Annotated in this window: 17 protein-coding genes; 9 read left to right on the top strand and 8 right to left on the bottom strand. The window is 59.0% G+C overall.

The genetic code is table 11. From position 1 onward, the window contains the following. The first annotated feature begins 136 nt into the window (after positions 1–136). The 5 genes from MGMAQ_RS11735 (at position 137) to MGMAQ_RS11715 (ending at position 7,672) form a co-directional block, all read left to right on the top strand. Positions 137–619, top strand: a complete 483-nt coding sequence (locus MGMAQ_RS11735) for a response regulator (protein WP_173427175.1) — start codon at positions 137–139, stop codon at positions 617–619. Then, the gene (locus MGMAQ_RS11730) at positions 616–2,724 is read left to right on the top strand and encodes a bifunctional diguanylate cyclase/phosphodiesterase (protein ID WP_046021681.1); all 2,109 of its coding nucleotides are present in this window, start codon (positions 616–618) and stop codon (positions 2,722–2,724) included. The genes MGMAQ_RS11735 and MGMAQ_RS11730 overlap by 4 nt, the downstream gene beginning before the upstream one ends. Positions 2,725–2,862: 138 nt before the next feature. Further along, positions 2,863–3,402, top strand: a complete 540-nt coding sequence (locus tag MGMAQ_RS11725) for a PadR family transcriptional regulator (RefSeq protein ID WP_046021680.1) — start codon at positions 2,863–2,865, stop codon at positions 3,400–3,402. Beyond that, positions 3,399–4,496: an efflux RND transporter periplasmic adaptor subunit gene (locus MGMAQ_RS11720; RefSeq protein WP_046021679.1), complete on the top strand. Its 1,098-nt coding sequence runs from the start codon at positions 3,399–3,401 to the stop codon at positions 4,494–4,496. The genes MGMAQ_RS11725 and MGMAQ_RS11720 overlap by 4 nt, the downstream gene beginning before the upstream one ends. Then, positions 4,493–7,672 carry an efflux RND transporter permease subunit gene (locus MGMAQ_RS11715; protein ID WP_046021678.1) on the top strand — a complete coding sequence of 1,060 codons (3,180 nt, stop codon included), beginning with the start codon at positions 4,493–4,495 and terminating at the stop codon, positions 7,670–7,672. Before MGMAQ_RS11720 ends, MGMAQ_RS11715 begins: the two co-directional genes overlap by 4 nt. Here the strand turns inward: MGMAQ_RS11715 and pssA are convergent. From pssA to MGMAQ_RS11700, 3 genes are read right to left on the bottom strand one after another with little or no spacing between them, the layout of a single operon-like run. Beyond that, positions 7,618–8,430, bottom strand: coding sequence for a CDP-diacylglycerol--serine O-phosphatidyltransferase (gene pssA, locus MGMAQ_RS11710; RefSeq protein ID WP_046021677.1), 813 nt, complete (start codon positions 8,428–8,430; stop codon positions 7,618–7,620). The genes MGMAQ_RS11715 and pssA overlap by 55 nt on opposite strands. Further along, positions 8,430–9,131, bottom strand: a complete 702-nt coding sequence (locus MGMAQ_RS11705) for a phosphatidylserine decarboxylase (RefSeq protein WP_046021676.1) — start codon at positions 9,129–9,131, stop codon at positions 8,430–8,432. Before MGMAQ_RS11705 ends, pssA begins: the two co-directional genes overlap by 1 nt. A gap of 32 nt (positions 9,132–9,163) precedes the next feature. Continuing rightward, positions 9,164–10,225 carry a LysM peptidoglycan-binding domain-containing protein gene (locus MGMAQ_RS11700; RefSeq protein WP_052716353.1) on the bottom strand — a complete coding sequence of 354 codons (1,062 nt, stop codon included), beginning with the start codon at positions 10,223–10,225 and terminating at the stop codon, positions 9,164–9,166. A gap of 139 nt (positions 10,226–10,364) precedes the next feature. Between MGMAQ_RS11700 and MGMAQ_RS21100 the strand changes: the two genes are divergently transcribed. Further along, positions 10,365–11,030, top strand: coding sequence for a cytochrome b/b6 domain-containing protein (locus MGMAQ_RS21100; protein ID WP_046021675.1), 666 nt, complete (start codon positions 10,365–10,367; stop codon positions 11,028–11,030). Here MGMAQ_RS21100 and MGMAQ_RS11690 read toward each other — a convergent pair. Further along, the gene (locus MGMAQ_RS11690; RefSeq protein WP_052716352.1) at positions 11,020–11,538 is read right to left on the bottom strand and encodes a GNAT family N-acetyltransferase; all 519 of its coding nucleotides are present in this window, start codon (positions 11,536–11,538) and stop codon (positions 11,020–11,022) included. The two genes, MGMAQ_RS21100 and MGMAQ_RS11690, sit on opposite strands and share 11 nt — an antisense overlap. On the opposite strand from MGMAQ_RS11690, the gene MGMAQ_RS20745 reads away from it, so the two are divergent. Then, positions 11,537–11,827, top strand: a complete 291-nt coding sequence (locus MGMAQ_RS20745) for a hypothetical protein (RefSeq protein WP_148560937.1) — start codon at positions 11,537–11,539, stop codon at positions 11,825–11,827. The two genes, MGMAQ_RS11690 and MGMAQ_RS20745, sit on opposite strands and share 2 nt — an antisense overlap. Positions 11,828–11,926: 99 nt before the next feature. Here the strand turns inward: MGMAQ_RS20745 and MGMAQ_RS19650 are convergent, their stop codons facing one another. After that, positions 11,927–12,370, bottom strand: coding sequence for a cytochrome c (locus MGMAQ_RS19650; RefSeq protein WP_158498848.1), 444 nt, complete (start codon positions 12,368–12,370; stop codon positions 11,927–11,929). A gap of 132 nt (positions 12,371–12,502) precedes the next feature. Between MGMAQ_RS19650 and MGMAQ_RS11680 the strand changes: the two genes are divergently transcribed. Then, a complete protein-coding gene (locus MGMAQ_RS11680; protein WP_046023264.1) occupies positions 12,503–13,096 on the top strand; it encodes a TIGR00730 family Rossman fold protein in 594 nt (197 codons plus the stop codon). Here the strand turns inward: MGMAQ_RS11680 and MGMAQ_RS11675 are convergent. Together MGMAQ_RS11675 and MGMAQ_RS11670 are read right to left on the bottom strand one after the other, a co-directional pair. Next, positions 13,093–13,860, bottom strand: coding sequence for a TIGR01458 family HAD-type hydrolase (locus MGMAQ_RS11675; protein ID WP_046021674.1), 768 nt, complete (start codon positions 13,858–13,860; stop codon positions 13,093–13,095). The two genes, MGMAQ_RS11680 and MGMAQ_RS11675, sit on opposite strands and share 4 nt — an antisense overlap. Positions 13,861–13,937: 77 nt before the next feature. Beyond that, positions 13,938–14,501 carry a hypothetical protein gene (locus MGMAQ_RS11670; protein WP_046021673.1) on the bottom strand — a complete coding sequence of 188 codons (564 nt, stop codon included), beginning with the start codon at positions 14,499–14,501 and terminating at the stop codon, positions 13,938–13,940. Positions 14,502–14,737: 236 nt separating this feature from the next. Between MGMAQ_RS11670 and MGMAQ_RS11665 the strand changes: the two genes are divergently transcribed. After that, positions 14,738–15,958 (top strand): NADP-dependent isocitrate dehydrogenase, encoded by a 1,221-nt coding sequence (locus tag MGMAQ_RS11665; RefSeq protein WP_046023263.1) that lies wholly within the window; start codon positions 14,738–14,740, stop codon positions 15,956–15,958. A 4-nt stretch (positions 15,959–15,962) separates the two neighbouring features. On the opposite strand, the gene MGMAQ_RS11660 is transcribed toward MGMAQ_RS11665, so the two are convergent. Next, positions 15,963–17,102, bottom strand: a complete 1,140-nt coding sequence (locus MGMAQ_RS11660; protein WP_046021672.1) for a glycosyltransferase — start codon at positions 17,100–17,102, stop codon at positions 15,963–15,965. Between the last annotated feature and the right edge of the window lie 57 nt (positions 17,103–17,159).

The following is a 17,159-nucleotide window of genomic DNA, read 5'->3' as shown; positions in this document are numbered from 1 at the left end:
CCGCGTTGGTGTGATGGTGAGCGATTTGGCGGAAATCCGTGGACAGTCGGTGCGGGAATATGTTGAAACACTGGCGTTGACGTTTTCCTACCCGTAAGATGATCTCCGAACATCCAGGTGGAATAGAAGACTCGAGATGAGCGAAGCCCAAGGGAATCTGACCAAGAACGTGCATATTCTGCTCGTCGAGGACAACCTCGGTGATGCCCGACTGGTAGAAGAAGTTTTAAAGGAAGGGGCCTACCCCCATTCCGTTTCCCATGTGCGCGATGGCGTCGAAGCCATGGAGTTTCTGCGCGAGGGAAGCCTGGGCGAGGAGGGATCTCTCCCGGATGTGATCTTCCTTGATCTCAATATGCCGCGTATGGATGGCCGGGAAGTGCTCAGCGAAATCAAAGGCGATCCCTTGCTGCGCAGTATTCCGGTGATCGTGCTGACCACATCGACCTCCGAAGCGGATATCGTTACCAGCTATTCCCTGAACGCCAATTGCTATGTTACCAAGCCGGTATCCATTGATGCCTTCCTCGACGTGATGCAGACCCTCGAGAATTTCTGGTTCGGTATGGCGGCTCTGCCGCTGCGCAGCGATGGCGGGGACGAAACGGTCCCTTCATGAACACATCTCCCCCGATCAATATCCTGCTTGTGGAGGATAATCAGGCGGATGCGCGCTTGGTTGAATTGTTGCTGCTCGAGGTGGGATTTCCATTTCAGATGCGCATGGCCGGGACCCTGGCCGAGGGATTGGCGCACTTGGCCGACGTGACTTGGGTGACCGACATCGTTTTGCTGGACGTCCGTCTGCCCGATTGCGACGGCCTGGATGGCATTGCCCATGTTCTCGAGCTAAATCCCAATCTGCCGGTGGTGGTGCTGACCGGCAACGATGACGAATCTTTTGCCGTCAAAGCAGTGAAGAAGGGGGCTCAGGACTATCTAGTCAAAGGCCAAGGGGACGGCGTCTTGATGAGCCGGGCCATCCGCTATGCCATTGAGCGCAAGAAGGCAGAATCAAAGCTCCATCTGGCGGCGGCGGTTTTCGACGCGGCCAGCGAAGGTATTTTGGTGGTCGATATGCAAGACCGCGTTTCCACCGCCAATCCCGCCTTTTTGGAGCTGACCGGCTACTCCATGGATGAGTTGGCGGGGCAAAAGCCATCCTTCATGCGCAAGGATATGAACAGCCCGACCTTGCTCAATGAAATCAACGCCAAGGTCGATGGGCGCGGAAGCTGGGCCGGCGAGGTCACTTGCGAGCACAAGGAACGAGGTACCTTCCACGCCTGGGTCTCGGTTAGTGCCGTTCGGGATCCCGACGGCCACCGCACGGATACGGTTTTCGTGTTGCGCGACATTACCGAGCGCAAGCGGGCCGAAGATACCATTTGGCATCAGGCCAACTTCGATGCCCTGACCGACTTGCCCAACCGAACGCTGTTTTCTGATCGCCTGGCCGAGGCCATAACCCGTGCCCGTCGTACCCACAAGAAGGTGGTGGTCATGTTTATTGACCTGGACCGCTTCAAATGGGTCAACGACACATTGGGCCATCATGCCGGGGATGAACTGTTGAAGCTGGCGGCGGCCCGTTTGGTGGATGCCACCCGTGCCAGTGATACCGTGGCCCGACAGGGGGGGGACGAGTTCACCATCATCGTCGACGAGGTGGACGAAGCCCGAAACGCCGAGATCGTTGCCCGCAAGATCCTCAGCGAATTGGCCGAACCTTTTACCGTGGCCGGCAACGAGGTCTTCATTTCGGGCAGCATTGGTCTGACCGTGTTTCCCGAAGACGGGGACACCGTCACCGATCTATTGATGAACGCCGACACGGCCATGTATCAGGCCAAGGAAAGCGGTCGCAACGCCTATCGATTCTTTACTCCCGAAATGAACAGTGATGCCTTTGAGAGAATTACTCTTGAAGGGGATCTGCGGGGAGCCATAGAAAACGATTCCCTGTCGCTTTGGTATCAGCCCGTTGTCGATCTCACGCGCAATGAAATAGCCCATGTGGAAGCCTTGATGCGGTGGGAGCATGCGGAACGAGGCATGGTTTCTCCGGCCTTGTTTGTTCCCTTGGCCGAAGAGACCGGCATGATTTCCGAAATTGGTTTGTGGGCTCTCCGAGCCGCCTGTACGCAGATCGCTTCCTGGCGTGCCACCAATTTTCCGCCGTTCCGGGTCGCCGTCAACTTGTCGGCCCGACAGTTCCACGATCCCGGATTCGCCCGCAAGGTGCTGGATATCCTGGATGAAACAGGGGCGGACCCGACCTGGTTATCCCTCGACTTGAACGAAGAACTGATGAATGGCGATACCAGCCAAATTGAGGAAACCCTGCGACAGATCCGAGAAAAGGGCGTGCAGTTTTCTCTCGACGACTTCGGGACCGGCTATTCATCCCTCAGCCATCTGCGCAGGCTGGCAGTGGATATCCTTAAAATCGACAAATCCATTGTTGCCGGGATGACCTCTGATTCCGGGGATGCAACCCTGGTGGAAACCATCGTTGCCATGGGCCATAGCATGGGCGCCACCATCATCGCCGAAGGTGTCGAGACCTTGGAGCAGTTAAATCTGCTCACCGATCAGGGATGCGATTTGGCTCAGGGTTTCCTGTTCGGACGCCCGGTGAAAGCCGAGGAACTTCTGGACGAATGTGCCCGCAGCCTCAAACAGGCTGCCGAGGTCAAGCCCAAGCCCAAGCCCAAGACTTAACCTTCCTCTTGATTTTTCTGCTCTATGACTATCGGAGGGGAAACCTGCGCGACAATTGTCACATATGACGGCTTGACATATAAAAAATCGATATATATTGAATGCTCATATGACGATTAATCATATGAGGAACGGTCAATGGACGCGCGCGTATTGTGTTTGGGAGTCCTGACTCTGGGTGATGCCAGTGGCTATGAGATTCGCAAGCAATTCGAGGAAGGGCCCTTTGCCTACTTCCACGAGGTGAGTCTCGGTTCCATTTATCCGGCCCTTGCCAAGTTGACCGGCGAAGGTCTGGTGACCTTTACCGAGCATGCCCAGGACGGAAAACCGGATAAAAAGGTCTATACCCTGACCGAAGACGGGCGGGCCCATTTCGTCAAGGCGCTGGATAAGGATCCGGCATCGGACAAGTTTCGTTCCGAAGCGCTTTATCAGATGTTCTTTGCGGATTTCCTGTCCGAGGAGCGCCGATTGCAGGTCTACAACTCCTACCTGGGCCTCCACCGGGCCTATGTGGCCGAAATGGAAGCCGAGACCTGTGGCGCCAATCTGGATGGCGCCCCGCCGGGCCGCCGCTTTGTCCATGGCTTGGGCTTGGTGATCTACAAGGCAGTTATTGACTATATGGAAAATAACCGGGACCTGATTTCCATCCCGGCGGAGACAGAGCGATGAAGAGTTCTTTTGTGATTGCCGGTGCCTTGGCCGTGGGCGTTGTCGCCTGGATCGGGTCTGGGCTGTTGAGCGCCGATGAAGGCACAACACCCGAGAGCGAGGGATCGGTTGAACAGGCCTCCGTTGCACCGGAAACAGAATTGTTCAAGGTGCGGGTGCGCGAAAGCCTGGCCCAGGATTGGCATCAAACGCTTTCCCTTTTTGGTCACACGGAAGCCGAGCGGCGGGTGGAACTGAAGGCGGAAACCGCTGGGCGCGTGGCAGGCCTTGAACGCGACAAAGGCGAGTGGGTGGAGCAGGACGAAATCTTGATCAAGCTGGCCATGGATGATCGCCGTTCCCGTTTGGGCGAGGCCCAGGCCCTTCTCAATCAGCGCCTTTTGGAACATGAAGCCGCACAGGAACTGGCGGAAAAGAGCTTCCGCTCTAAGACCAAAGTCGCCGAGGCCCGCGCCAGCCTGGAAGCCGCGCGGGCAGCGGTAACGACGGCCCGCCTGGATATTGCGCGCACGAGCATCAAGGCGCCCTTTGCCGGGATCGTGGAAGAGCGACCGGTTGAGCTGGGTACCTATTTGGCCATTGGCGATCCGGTGGCGGTGTTGGTGGATCTGGATCCGATACTGGTTATCGGTGAGCTCCCCGAGACCCAGGCCGCGACCCTATCTCTCGGTACGTCTGCCACGGCGTCCCTGGCCGATGGGCGCATGGTGCAAGGCGCGCTGAGCTATCTGTCCTCCACCGCCAACGAGTCCACCCGTACTTTCCGCTTCGAAGTGGAGGTGCCCAACCCCGATGGTCAGTTGCGGGCCGGTTTGACCGCCCGTTTGAGCTTGGAGACCGGACAGGTGCGGGCCCATCGGATTTCCCCGGCATTGCTGACCTTGTCCGATGCTGGACAATTGGGCCTGCGCAGTGTCCATGATGACGGAGAAGTGCAATTCCATCCGGTCAAGATCGTTGATGATACGCCGGAAGGCATGTGGGTCACGGGTCTGCCAGACCGCGTGCGACTGATCATTGTTGGCCAGGAATTCGTCAAGGCCGGGCAGACGGTGGAGGCGGTGCCTGAGACGGGGGTGGGAGACGGAGCATGAAAAAGTTGATCGATGCCGCCGTTCATCATTCGCGGACGGTGCTCAGCACCTTGGTGTTGATCCTGGTTTCCGGGGCCTATGCCTATTCCACCATTCCCAAGGAAGCGGATCCGGATATCAATATCCCGATTATCTATGTGAGCACCACCCATGACGGCATCTCTCCCGAAGATGCGGATCGCTTGCTAGTGCGCCCGTTGGAGCAGGAACTCCGCTCCATTGAGGGCATCAAGGAGATGCGCTCCACCGGCTATGAAGGCGGCGCCAACGTGGTATTGGAATTCGAAGCCGGGTTCGATGCCGACAGGGCGTTGGATGACGTGCGGCAGAAAGTGGATCTGGCCAAGCCGGAATTGCCCGAGGATAGCGATGAACCCTCCGTTCACGAGGTCAACTTCAGCCTGTTTCCCGTGATTGCTGTCATCCTGGCTGGCGATGTGCCAGAGCGAACCCTGCTTAAGCTGGCGCGGGAACTGCAAGACGATATTGAAGGCATTTCCAGCGTGCTGGAGGCGGAAATCGCCGGGGACCGGGATGAACTGGTGGAAGTGATCGTTGATCCGGTGAAAATCGAAGGCTACGGCCTGTCGACGGGAGGGACGGTATCGGCCATTGCCGCAAGCAATTTGTTGGTCGCCGCCGGTGCCCAGGATACGGGCAAGGGTCGTTTTTCCATCAAGGTGCCCGGCCTGTTCGAGAATGTCTCGGATATCCTCAACATGCCTTTGGGCGTTAGCGGAGACTCCGTCGTCACCGTGCGGGACGTGGCGGAGGTGCGCCGGACTTTCGTCGATCCCACGGGGTTTGCTCGGGTCAATGGCGCCTTGGCCGTGACCTTGGAAGTGAAGAAACGTACCGGCCAGAACATCATCGAGACCATTGAGGCGGTGCGCGCCGCCGTGGCCGAGGCTCAAAAGCTCTGGCCGGCACCGCTGCAACAGGCGGTCAAGATCTCTTTCAGTCAGGATAAATCCGAACAGATCCGCGACATGCTCAAGGATCTGCAAAACAACGTTATTGCTGCCGTGGTGTTGGTGATGGTGGTCGTCATTGCGGCTCTCGGGCCGCGTACCGCGGCTTTGGTGGGCGTGGCCATTCCCGGCTCGTTTTTGACCGGAATTCTGGTTCTTTGGAGCCTCGGCATGACCATCAATATCGTGGTGCTGTTCAGCCTCATTCTGGCCGTTGGCATGTTGGTGGACGGCGCCATCGTGGTGACGGAATACGCCGACCGCAAGATGTCCGATGGCACTCACCGCAGACAGGCCTATGCTCTGGCGGCCAAGCGCATGTCCTGGCCCATCACCGCTTCCACGGCGACCACCCTGGCCGCTTTTCTACCGCTGGTTTTCTGGCCCGGGGTGGTCGGGGAATTTATGAAGTTCCTGCCCATTACCCTGCTGGCCACCCTGGCCGCGTCGCTGTTCATGGCGTTGATCTTTGTGCCCACCCTGGGCTCGCAAATCGGAAAGCCGGGCAGTGCCGATCCGGAAACCATGAAGCATCTAGCCGCCGGGGACAGCGGTGATATCCATGCCATACCCGGCTTTACCGGGGCCTACCTTCGCCTGTTGGGCCTGGCGCTCAATCATCCGGCCAAGGTGTTGATGCTGGCCTTGGGGCTGCTGGTCGGGGTGCAGGTGGTCTATGCCAATTTCGGCAAGGGCGTGGAATTCTTCCCGGAAGTGGAGCCCGAGGTGGCCATCGTTCAAGTCCGGGCGCGTGGCAACCTGTCCATCTGGGAGCAAAAGGAGATCATGGGGCAGGTGGAGTCACGCATTCTCGATATGACCGAGATCGAGACCTTTTACGCCCGCACCGGCCAATCCGGTCAGAGCGAGGAGGCCGAGGATATCATTGGCACCGTCTTGTTGGAATTTGCCGACTGGGACGAACGCCGCAAGGCCGACGTGATCTTGGAGGAAATCAAACAGCGTACCGCCGACCTTGCCGGGGTGATCATCGACGCCCGCAAGCAGGAAGAAGGCCCGCCGGTAGGCAAGCCCATCCAGATGCAGGTCACGTCATCGGATGCCGAGGTGTTGGACCCGACCATTGATCTGCTGCGCGCGCACCTGGAAACCGTCGAGGGCGTCACCGGGATCGAAGACAGCCGTCCGTTGCCCGGCATCGATTGGGAGTTGAGTGTCGATCGGGCCCAGGCCGCCAAGTACGGGATCAATGTGCAGATGGTCGGCAGTGCAGTGCAATTGGCGACCACCGGTATCAAATTGGGGGACTACCGTCCCGACGATAGCGATGACGAGATCGACATCCGCGCCCGCTATCCGGAGAAATACCGTACCCTCAAGGAACTGGACAACCTGCGCATCATGACCGACGCTGGAGGGGTGCCCCTGGGCAATTTCGTCGAACGCAAACCAGAGCCCAAGGTTGGCGCGGTCAACCGGATTGATGGCGACAGGGTGATGACGGTCAAGGCCGATGTGCTGCCCGATGTGCTGCCCGATGAGAAGGTCAAGGAACTCCGGGAATGGCTCAAGACCGCTCCGGTGGATCCTCGCGCCGACATCGTCTTCAAGGGCGAGGACGAGGAACAGCGCAAGGCCGAGGAGTTTCTGGGCCGGGCCTTCCTGGTGGCGCTGTTCATCATGGCCATCATTTTGGTGACCCAGTTTAACAGCTTCTATTCCGCCTTCTTGATCCTGAGTGCGGTGATCATGTCGACCATCGGTGTATTTATCGGCCTGCTGGTCACGGGGCAGCCTTTTGGCATTGTCATGAGCGGCATTGGGGTCATCGCCTTGGCCGGGATCGTGGTCAACAACAACATCGTGCTGATCGATACCCATGACCGGCTGATGGAGGTCAGCGGAAATGCACGGGACGCCATTTTGCGGACCGGGGCTCAGCGTCTGCGACCGGTGCTTTTGACCACCGTCACCACCATCTTGGGACTGATGCCCATGGTGTTTCGGTTGAATATCGACTTCCTGACCCGCGAAGTGACCGTCGGGGCTCCGGCCACCCAGTGGTGGACGCAACTGGCTACCGCCATTGTCTTCGGGCTCGGATTTTCGACCTTGTTGACCCTGGTGGTCACTCCGTCGGCCCTGATGGTCCGTGCCAATGTGAAGGCCTGGCGGGATAAACGGCGGCGTCAGGCCCCCACGCCGGTGGGCGCGTCGTCCTCGCCGGTATCTTCCGGCGGGTGATGGGCCTCGGCCTCGCGCTTCATGGCAAGGTAGGTGCGAACACTGAAAGGCATGGAGAGCATATAGAGGCTCAGCACGATGGTCAGGGTCACCCAGGGGGCAGTGATCAGCGCCGCCATGGTGACCCCGAAGACCAGCATCAAGGGCATGACCCCATGATGCGGGATCTTGAGTTTTTTGAACGAATAGGTCGGAAGAGGGCTGACCATGAGTCCGGCCACCAGCAGCATGATAATGGTCACGGGCACGGGGTGACGCATGAAATCGCTATCGGTCTGCACCGCCAGCATCATGGGCAGCAGGACCAGTCCTGCCGCCGCCGGGGCGGGGACGCCGCTGAAAAAGTGCGAGGCCCAGGCAGGCGGATCCTCTTCCTGATCCGCGACATTGAAGCGCGCCAGACGCAGGCCGCAAGCCAGGGCAAACAGCAAGGTAATCATCCAGCCGAAGCGCCCGGCATCTTGCAATACCCACAGATAAAGCAGCAGTGCCGGGGTCACCCCGAAAGCGACGAAATCGGACAGGGAATCCAACTCGGCGCCAAACTTACTGGTGCCTTTGAGTAGGCGGGCAATGCGGCCGTCGAGGGCGTCGAGGATGGCCGCCGCCAACACGGCCAACAGGGCAATCTCCCATTTTTCCTGTAGGCCCCAGCGGATGGCGGTCAACCCGGCACAAGTCGCCAGCAGGGTCATCATGTTGGGGATCAGGGTATTGACGTTCAAGCCCTTGAAGCGACGCCGTTTGGGACGAAACATTAGCGAACCTCTCCCGTGCGTTTGCCTTCGGTGCCATGCAGATCGGCGATGACGGTCTCACCGGCCAGCGTGGTCTGGCCTTCCACAACCAGCGGCGCGATCCCTTCGGGCAGGTAGACGTCGACCCGGCTGCCGAAGCGGATCAGTCCGAAGCGCTCTCCAGTCTTGATCTCCTGACCCTCGGTGACAAAGCATTTGATACGGCGGGCCACGAGTCCGGCAATCTGTACGAAGGCGATCTCGCGCGGGGTGCTGTGTCCGGTCTCGGCGATGGCCAGCCGCACCGACTGGCGCTCATTGAATTCCGAGGCCTTGTCCAGCGAGGCATTGAAGAACTTGCCGGGGCGATAGGCCAGTTTGATCACCTTGCCGCCCAAGGGGGCTCGGTTCACATGCACGTTGAACACATTCATGAACACGCAAATCCGAGGCCGTTCGGCGTCGCCCATTTCCAATTCCGGTGGTGGCGTCGCGCGGTCGATCTTCTGCACCACCCCATCGGCGGGGCTGATCACCAGTCCTTCGCGCTGTGGCGTTACCCGGTCCGGGTTGCGAAAGAAGTAGGCGCACCAAGCGGTCAGGATCAAGCCGATCCAGCCCAGGGGTTCGGCAATACTGCCAAGAATCACGGTGGCAACGGCGAAGATGCCGATAAAGGGCCATCCGGCGGGATGGATGGGAACGAGAATCACGTTGAGCATGGAAAGAGGCGTACCTTGTTATTGGATCGGCGTTATCGAGTAGGTGGCGGAACGGGCAAAGCAAAAACCTGACCGGGGTAGATCAGGTCCGGATTGCGGATCTGTTCCTTGTTGGCATCGAAGATAACCGTAAAGTCGAACCCACTGCCATAGGTCTTATGGGCCAGACGCCACAGGCTGTGGCCGGGCTGAACAACGATAAAGGCCTCTCCCGGTTCGGCGGCCAGCGGTTCGGCATGGGAAAACGGCGTGGCAATGCGGGCCAGGACTTTACCTGCATCGTCCACCGCATCGGCGCGCAGGCTATAAACTCCCGGCTCGATCATGTGGTCGGGAGTCAGGGTCCAGCGCCCTTTGCCATCGCTGATGGCGCGGCCGAGGAAGGTCTTGTCCAGGTAAAGATGGACAATTTCCCGCGGCTTGGCGCGGCCGCCGATATGGAGCTGTCCCCGGTCGTTGTAGTCCAGGGAATCAATGGCCAGTCCGCGCGGTCCCTCGACGCCCTTGCTGGGCGCCTGCAAGACTTTCGACGGGCCCTGACCATCACGCGGGACCTGGACCACCAGCGGACCGCTTTCGCCTTCCCGTCCGGCGATATCGTGGCCCGGCTCCGGGACGACCATGACCACGGCATTGCGGGAGCTGGTCTTGGTGCCATTGGGGGCGGTGGATTCAAGAATGAGTTCGCGACTGCCCGGCGGCAGGGGCTGATCAGGCAGGAACACCCATTCTCCCCGCCCGTCGGCAATCACTTCGCCCAATAGGGTGTCCCGGTCCCGGATCACCACCGTGGCTCCCGGCTGGGCCCGGCCGGCCATCACCGCATCGCCCTTGGGGTTGATGCGCACCACATCGAATTCCGGTGCGTCCTGGCCGGGCTGGTCAGCGGCTTTTTGGACGGGGGAAGGCGGGGGCACGGGCTCGGCCAATTCGGCAGGGGGAGGAATCACCGGCCCAGCGGATTCCGGCGTGGTCTTGGCGGCCTCTTCGCGATTGAGCAACAGGACATTGAGTCCGATGGCCACGGCCAGCAGAACCACCCCGATCCCGGCCAGAAGAAGAGGCCGTGCCAGTTTTCCAGATTCGTCGCCCAAAAGCCGTTCCGCCGTTTATGCAGTTTTGATGAAGTTCCAGGGTAAACCTGTCCGCACGCCGCCGCAACAGGTGCCAACGGTTGACCCGAGAGGCGAATCCGCGCACATAGCCTGGAGTATCCATACAAGGGCTAGACGCATGGCGAAAGACAGATTGAGCGCGGCACCGGGAATTCGGGTCTGGGACCTGCCCACGCGGCTATTTCATTGGGGTTTGGTGGGGCTTGTGGCTTTTTCGGTCTATACCGGCAAGAGCGACGATGTGACGTTGATGGCCAATCATATGCTGATTGGTCAGATTGTCCTGGCATTGATCCTGTTTCGTATCCTGTGGGGCTTCCTGGGCAGCCGTCGATCCCGCTTCACCGATTTCGTGCCGGGCCCCAGAACCTTGATTACTTTCTTAAAGACCAAGCAGTCGCCGACACCCGGTCACAATCCCCTTGGCGCTTTTTCCGTATTGGCCATGTTGGCGGCGCTGTTGGTCCAGGCGGTCACTGGCCTATTCGCCAATGACGATATCTTCAACGAGGGGCCTCTGGTGGCCAAGGTGAGCAAGGACCTGAGCGACACCTTGACCGGCTACCACCATCTTTCCTCGACGGTGGTGCTGGTTTTGATCGGACTGCATCTGCTCGCCATCATCGGTTATCGATTGAAGGGGGAGAACTTGGTCAAGGCCATGATCACGGGCCGCCGCAAGCCTCGCGACGGTTGGCGTGACCGGCCCTATGCGCCTTGGTGGCTGGCGCTGATCCTTCTCGGACTGTCAGCGGGGGGCGTTTGGGCTTTGGTTACCCTGTAGCGGCCATGGCCCGGCGACGGGAAGGGGCTTCCGGCCAGACGGGGCCCTGAACACCTTTCAAAGCGCCGGGAATCAGTTCCCTGACTTGCAGCCGATGGGGGTGCTCTCCCGGCATGGTGATCGCCGAAGTGCGGTGAAAACCGAACCGCTCATAGTATCCCGGATCGCCCACCAGCAAGACCAGGCCGTGACCTTGCGCGGCAGCCTTGGCCAAGGATTGTTCGATCAACCGGGCGCCGATTCCAAATTTACGTAGCGACGAATCCACCGCCACGGGCCCCAACAAAAGGGCTGGGACTTCTTCACGGCCAATGCTTACCGGCCAATAGCGAATGGTTCCCCCCAACCGGCCCCGGTCCAACGCCACCAAACTCAAATTGGCAAGCGGCGCCACATCCCGCCGATAGGCATAGGACTGTTTGGCTTTCCGGTCCGTGCCGAAGGCTTGATCAAGCAGGGTTTCAATGGGGGCCGCATGGCCGGGCCGCTCGTTGGTCAAATAAATCATGGTCTGGTTCCTGGCGTGGGTGCGCTATTTTTTAGCGTCCGAAGGCCGGGATGAATCACCTTATCAGATGAAAAAAGTGAACAGGCCCGAACGCGCGTCGATCTCAATCAGGTCGCGCGTTGTCGTCGAAGGGCGGTTAAATCGCCAAAAGGGTAGCTCTGTTCATTCATGGGCGGCACTTTCGGGTAAAAACTGGATTTCTGTCAAGCCGAATCGACAGCAACCTATGGCAAGGGCGACCAAAGCCGCCCTTGCCGGGTGTTTCAAGATGCCGGGACTAAACACCTAGCGCGTGTCGGGTCCAATTGGACCCGCTAGACACGCGCGACCTTATTGGAATCGATCACGTTTTTCATGTTTGATCGAATCCGATCAAACACGACGTGATCTAGTGCTTATGCTTTTCCCGGAATGTGTCGTGGCAGCCCTTGCAGGATTTTCCCAAGGCGCCGACCGCGGCGGCCATGGAGCCACCATCGGCCTTGACGGCCATCTCGGCGCCGGCCAGGAAGGCGGCCAGGGCTTTCTTGAAGTCCTCGGGCTTTTCCCAGATGCCGGGCAGGGCCCCGGTCTCGCCCATGTCGGAGCCTTCGGGGAACATGCGCGGAGCCTGCATGGCAAGGGCCAGCATGCCTTGGGCATGGAGCTTGGTTTCTCCGCTGTACGGCGCCCCCTTGGCCACGCCCACCAAGGCGCCCATATGGACTTTCACGGCCTTGAAGAAAGCCTGGCGATTTTCGATTTGTTTCATGGTGTCGGCGCTGGCCGCGGTGGCGGTCAACATCATCACGGCCAGGGCGGCCAGGGGCAGTCGCAAGAATTTAACGGACATGGGTTTTCCATCCTCGATATATATGACAAACAGATGCGCCCCGGTGCATCGGGGCATGAATCGTATTTAGGTACTGTAATTCGCCTGTCCACCGTGTCCAGTCACGGAACAGTGAAAAAATTGGTGAAAAACATGGAAAACGTCAAATCCGTTTGTGTGTTCTGCGGCTCCCGAGAGGGCGTGGACCCGGCTCATGGGGTGCAGGCCCGTCGCCTTGGCGAGCTATTGGCCAAACGCGGCATTCGCCTGATCTATGGCGGCGGTGGTATCGGATTGATGGGAATCGTCGCCAAAACCGCCTTGGATCATGGGGGTGAGGTGGTAGGGATTATTCCGGACTTCCTGGTCAAATTGGAAGTGGGGACTTTGCCGGTCACCGCGCAATACGTGGTGGAGAGCATGCACGAACGAAAAGCCATGATGTTCCAGATGGCCGATGCCTTTGTCGCCATGCCCGGTGGCATCGGCACCTTGGAGGAAACCCTGGAGATCACCACCTGGAAGCAGCTCCGTCAGCATGATAAGCCCATCGTGCTGCTCAATACCGGCGGCTATTGGGATCCTTTGCAGGCTTTGATGCGCCAAGTGGTGGACGGCGGTTTCGCCCATCATAAGGTGAGTGATCTGTGGGTCAGCGCAGATACTGCCGACGGGGTATTCGATGCCATCGCTGCGGCGCCGCAACCCGACGAGGTGATTCTTACAAGCCATCTAGAGCGGATTTAGTTTTCCAGTTTCTCTGGTAAATCGGCAATGGAGTCGATCCGCCCGTCGGGGATGATGATCGGGTGCTCATCGTCGCGCTCGGTGTATTTGCCGGTGCGCACCTGATAGGCGGCGATGCCGGCTCCCTGGGCGCCGCCGATGTCGGCTTCGATGTCGTCGCCGATCATCAGAACCTCGGCCGCTTTCAGGTCCAAGTCGGCAAGGGCCAGATCAAAGAAATTCCGGGAAGGCTTGCCGACAACAATGGCTTCCGTGCGGGCAGCGTGTTCAAGAGCAGCGACAAAGGGCCCCAGATCCAAAGCGATGCTGTCGTCCCGCCGACAAATCCGGTTGTGGTGCAGAGCGATGAGGGGGGCCCCTCCCCAGATCATGCGGAACAGTTGATCCAAGCGATCCCATGTGAAGTCCCGGTGGAGATCGCCGAGGACCACGGCCCCCGGATCCTGGTCAACCAATTCCAGGTGCGCGAAATCTTCGGCGAGGTCTATGGGCGCCGCCAAATGAATGCGACCGACGCCCATCTCGGCCAACAGCAGGCGGGCGGTGGTTGCCGGGCTGAGGATATGGTCAGCGGGCAGGTCGATACCCATCTGGGCCAGGGATTGGCTGATCTTTTTGCGGGATCTGGTGGTGGTATTGGTCAGACCCCGAATATCGTAGCCTCTCCCGGCGAGCACCCTAAGGGCTTCCGCTGCCCCCAGAACCGGGGCACCGCTCTGATAAAGAACGCCTTCGAGATCCAACAACAGTCCCTTGACGGCCATTCATCCTCCCATGTCGCAGGTCCCATCATACGCTTTTTTCGACGCAGGGTCACGGGAGGTCGGACAGGCGTTCCTGGTTATTTCATCCGAATGGTTCGCATGTAGGTGAGCATACGGTTATCGAATTTGTCGAAGCGGTCATGGTCCTTGTGGGCGCAGCTATAGAAGAACAGAATTCCGATCGGACTTTTCGGTGCCCTGGCCAATTTTCCTATTCCAAGGTGAGCCGTTGAAATGAAGCAACGAAAGGTTTTTGAAGGGTCCCAGGCGAAGGCATAGAGAAAGGTCCGGTTTCTTGCGGTGGCCTTGCGGATGTTCGTGGCCGGAACCTTGATGCCCCCCTGTTTCAGGTTTTCCCATTGAGAAACGGTCTTGAGGAATTCCCCGTGGGTGGTTTCATCCTCGGGTGTGTGCCAACTGTCCGGCAGGGTTTCCAATACCAGTTCGGCATTCTTGAAGGCCCAGGATTCGTGTTGCGCCGGTCCCACGGAATTGATCCTGCTATAGACCACCTGATCGAATTCCATATGAAACGACCTTGGAAAGACAAGGCGGCTTTCCGATGGCTCCAGGTCGCGGGCCTGAGCGATGGTCGTCGCCAGGCTCATGGCAAGAACAGCGATCACAACAAATCCGTTCATCCGATAAAAACCTTAATAAGGGAAAAGAAATGTAAATACATTAAAATGGAAGAAGGTGCCAGCCTTTTTGACTGAAACCGACAGACTTGCCTCGCTGCGCGGGAGTCCTTATGGTGCCCTTGTCCGTGCGAAAGATTTCGCCGTTGCTCGAGGGGCGCTCCCCTACGGATACGCAGACCCGAAGGCCCACGAGGGGGGCGCGGGTGCGTATCTTCAAACAGCAACAGGAGGACTCCATGTCAAAAATTACAGTCAAAAACCCCATTGTCGAGGTCGATGGCGATGAGATGACCCGCATCATCTGGGCCTTCATCAAGGAAAAGCTTATTCTTCCGTACCTGGATGTGGACCTTAAGTACTATGACCTCAGCATTCAAAAACGTGACGAGACCGACGACCAGATCACTGTCGATTGCGCCGAGGCCATTCAAGAACATCGAGTTGGCGTCAAATGCGCCACCATCACGCCGGATGAACAAAGGGTCGAGGAATTCGGTCTGAAAAGCATGTGGAAGTCTCCCAACGGCACCATCCGCAACATTCTTGGCGGCACCGTGTTCCGTCAGCCGATCATCTGCAAGAATGTGCCCCGTTTGGTGCCCGGTTGGACCAAACCCATTGTCATCGGCCGTCATGCCTTTGGCGACCAATATAAAGCCACGGATATGACCGTACCGGGGCCGGGCACTCTGACCATGAAGTTCGTGCCCGCCGACGGTGGAGACCCCATCGAGCATGTGGTCTACGACTATCCTGGCGCCGGTGTGGCGGTGTCCATGTATAACCTGGACGAGTCCATCCGAGGCTTCGCCCGGGCCTGCATGAATTACGGCCTGAATATCGGCTGGCCAGTGTACCTGTCCACCAAGAACACCATCATGAAAGCCTATGACGGGCGGTTCAAGGATCTGTTCCAGGAGATCTTCGAGACCGAATTCGCTGATCAATTCAAGGCGGCCGGGATTTGGTACGAGCATCGCCTGATTGATGACATGGTGGCCTGTGCCATGAAGTGGGAAGGCGGATTTGTCTGGGCGTGCAAAAACTATGATGGCGACGTACAGTCCGATACCGTGGCGCAAGGTTTTGGCTCGTTAGGCCTGATGACGTCGGTTTTGATGACCCCGGACGGCCAGGTGATCGAGGCCGAGGCGGCTCATGGCACGGTGGTCCGACATTACCGCCAGCACCAGGAGGGCAAGGAAACCTCTACCAATCCGATTGCCTCGATCTTTGCCTGGACCCGGGCGCTCTATTACCGGGGCACATTCGACGACACGCCCGAAGTCGTCACATTTGCAGAAACCCTCGAAAGAGTTTGTATTGATGCGGTGGAATCCGGATTCATGACCAAGGACCTCGCCCTGCTCATCGGCCCGGAGCAGCATTGGATGACCACCCAGCAGTTCCTGGACAAGCTGGATGAGGGACTGCGCGTGGCGATGAATCAGCCGTGAACTCTCAGCCGCCAAACAGCGGCACCAGATGATCCCGCACCCGTGCCTCGAAGGTATGGTTTGCGGCATAGATTGGCGCGGCGGTGGCGGCCATGGCCTGAAGTCTTGCCGGTCTGGCAAGGGCCTGGGCGAGCGTCTCCCGGGTTTCTTCTGGCGAGCTTTGGAACAACAGGCTTTCGCCCTGGATGAAATCCCGGGCCATATAGTGGCTGGGGTTTGTGCAGACCACCGCCCCGGCGGCCATGGCCGACCAGATCCGTTCGTGGGACCCGGCCTTGAACTTTGGCGTGATGTTGAGCACCACTTTGGTCTGCCGCATCAGGGTTTGGATTTCGTTGTAGCTTTGCGTGCCGAGGAAACGGACGCTGCCGCCATCGCCGATGAAAAAGTCCGGCGCCACCGGTCCGGCGATTACCAGGTTCAGATGCTTCAGTTCCTCAAGCAGCATCGAGCGCCATGTGCCTTGGGAAAGGATGCCGATCAGTGTCACCAGATCACATAGCCGCTCCCAATCCAATTCTGCGGCCTCGACTCCCCGTGCCGCGCAGGCGGTAACCAGGGCCAAGTAGGGATCGGTAATATGGGCGACCACATCGGCACAGGCCGCCTCGACGATCCATCTGAATTGCGGCGTCAGAGCGGCCAGACGGGCGGCCCAGGAAGCGCCATGGGGCGCCATGCCAAGGCCTCCGGCGAACAGCAGATCGATGGGCCGGTCTTCGAAGGGCAGGGGATCCGGATCGGCGGCAAGGCCCGCATGGGGAAAGAACACCGTCTGGCCATCCGTATAGCCGGTCAGCGCCAGATGCGAGGCGTCACATAGGCCCAATACTGTACCGGTGCCCACTTCCCGCAGGTTGGGGTGGTCCAGGGGGTGATCGAGAATAAAAGAGAAGCGGGGCCGGGTCTTGAAGGGGGATCGAGCCTGGGTGTCGATGACAAAAGGAGCCCCGCCGCCTGCTTCCACGGCTTTCCAGATGTCGTCCACGGCCCGGATCAGAGCCGGGGCATCATTGCCCTCAATGGAGACCCGGTGGGCGGCGAATCCGTTGCGTTCCAGGCCCCAGAACAAGCCGTCCTTGAGAAAATCAATGGTTCCGGCGCGGGTGCCCCATTCCACGACAATGGCATCGGTAAAGCGCACGGATCATCCTCTCCTTGATCATCGGACAGCATAGCGGCCCCGCGCCCGGGTGAGAAG

This window comes from Magnetospira sp. QH-2 (genome assembly GCF_000968135.1).
Lineage (GTDB): Bacteria > Pseudomonadota > Alphaproteobacteria > Rhodospirillales > Magnetospiraceae > Magnetospira.
This window is presented reverse-complemented; position numbering and strand designations above follow the sequence as displayed.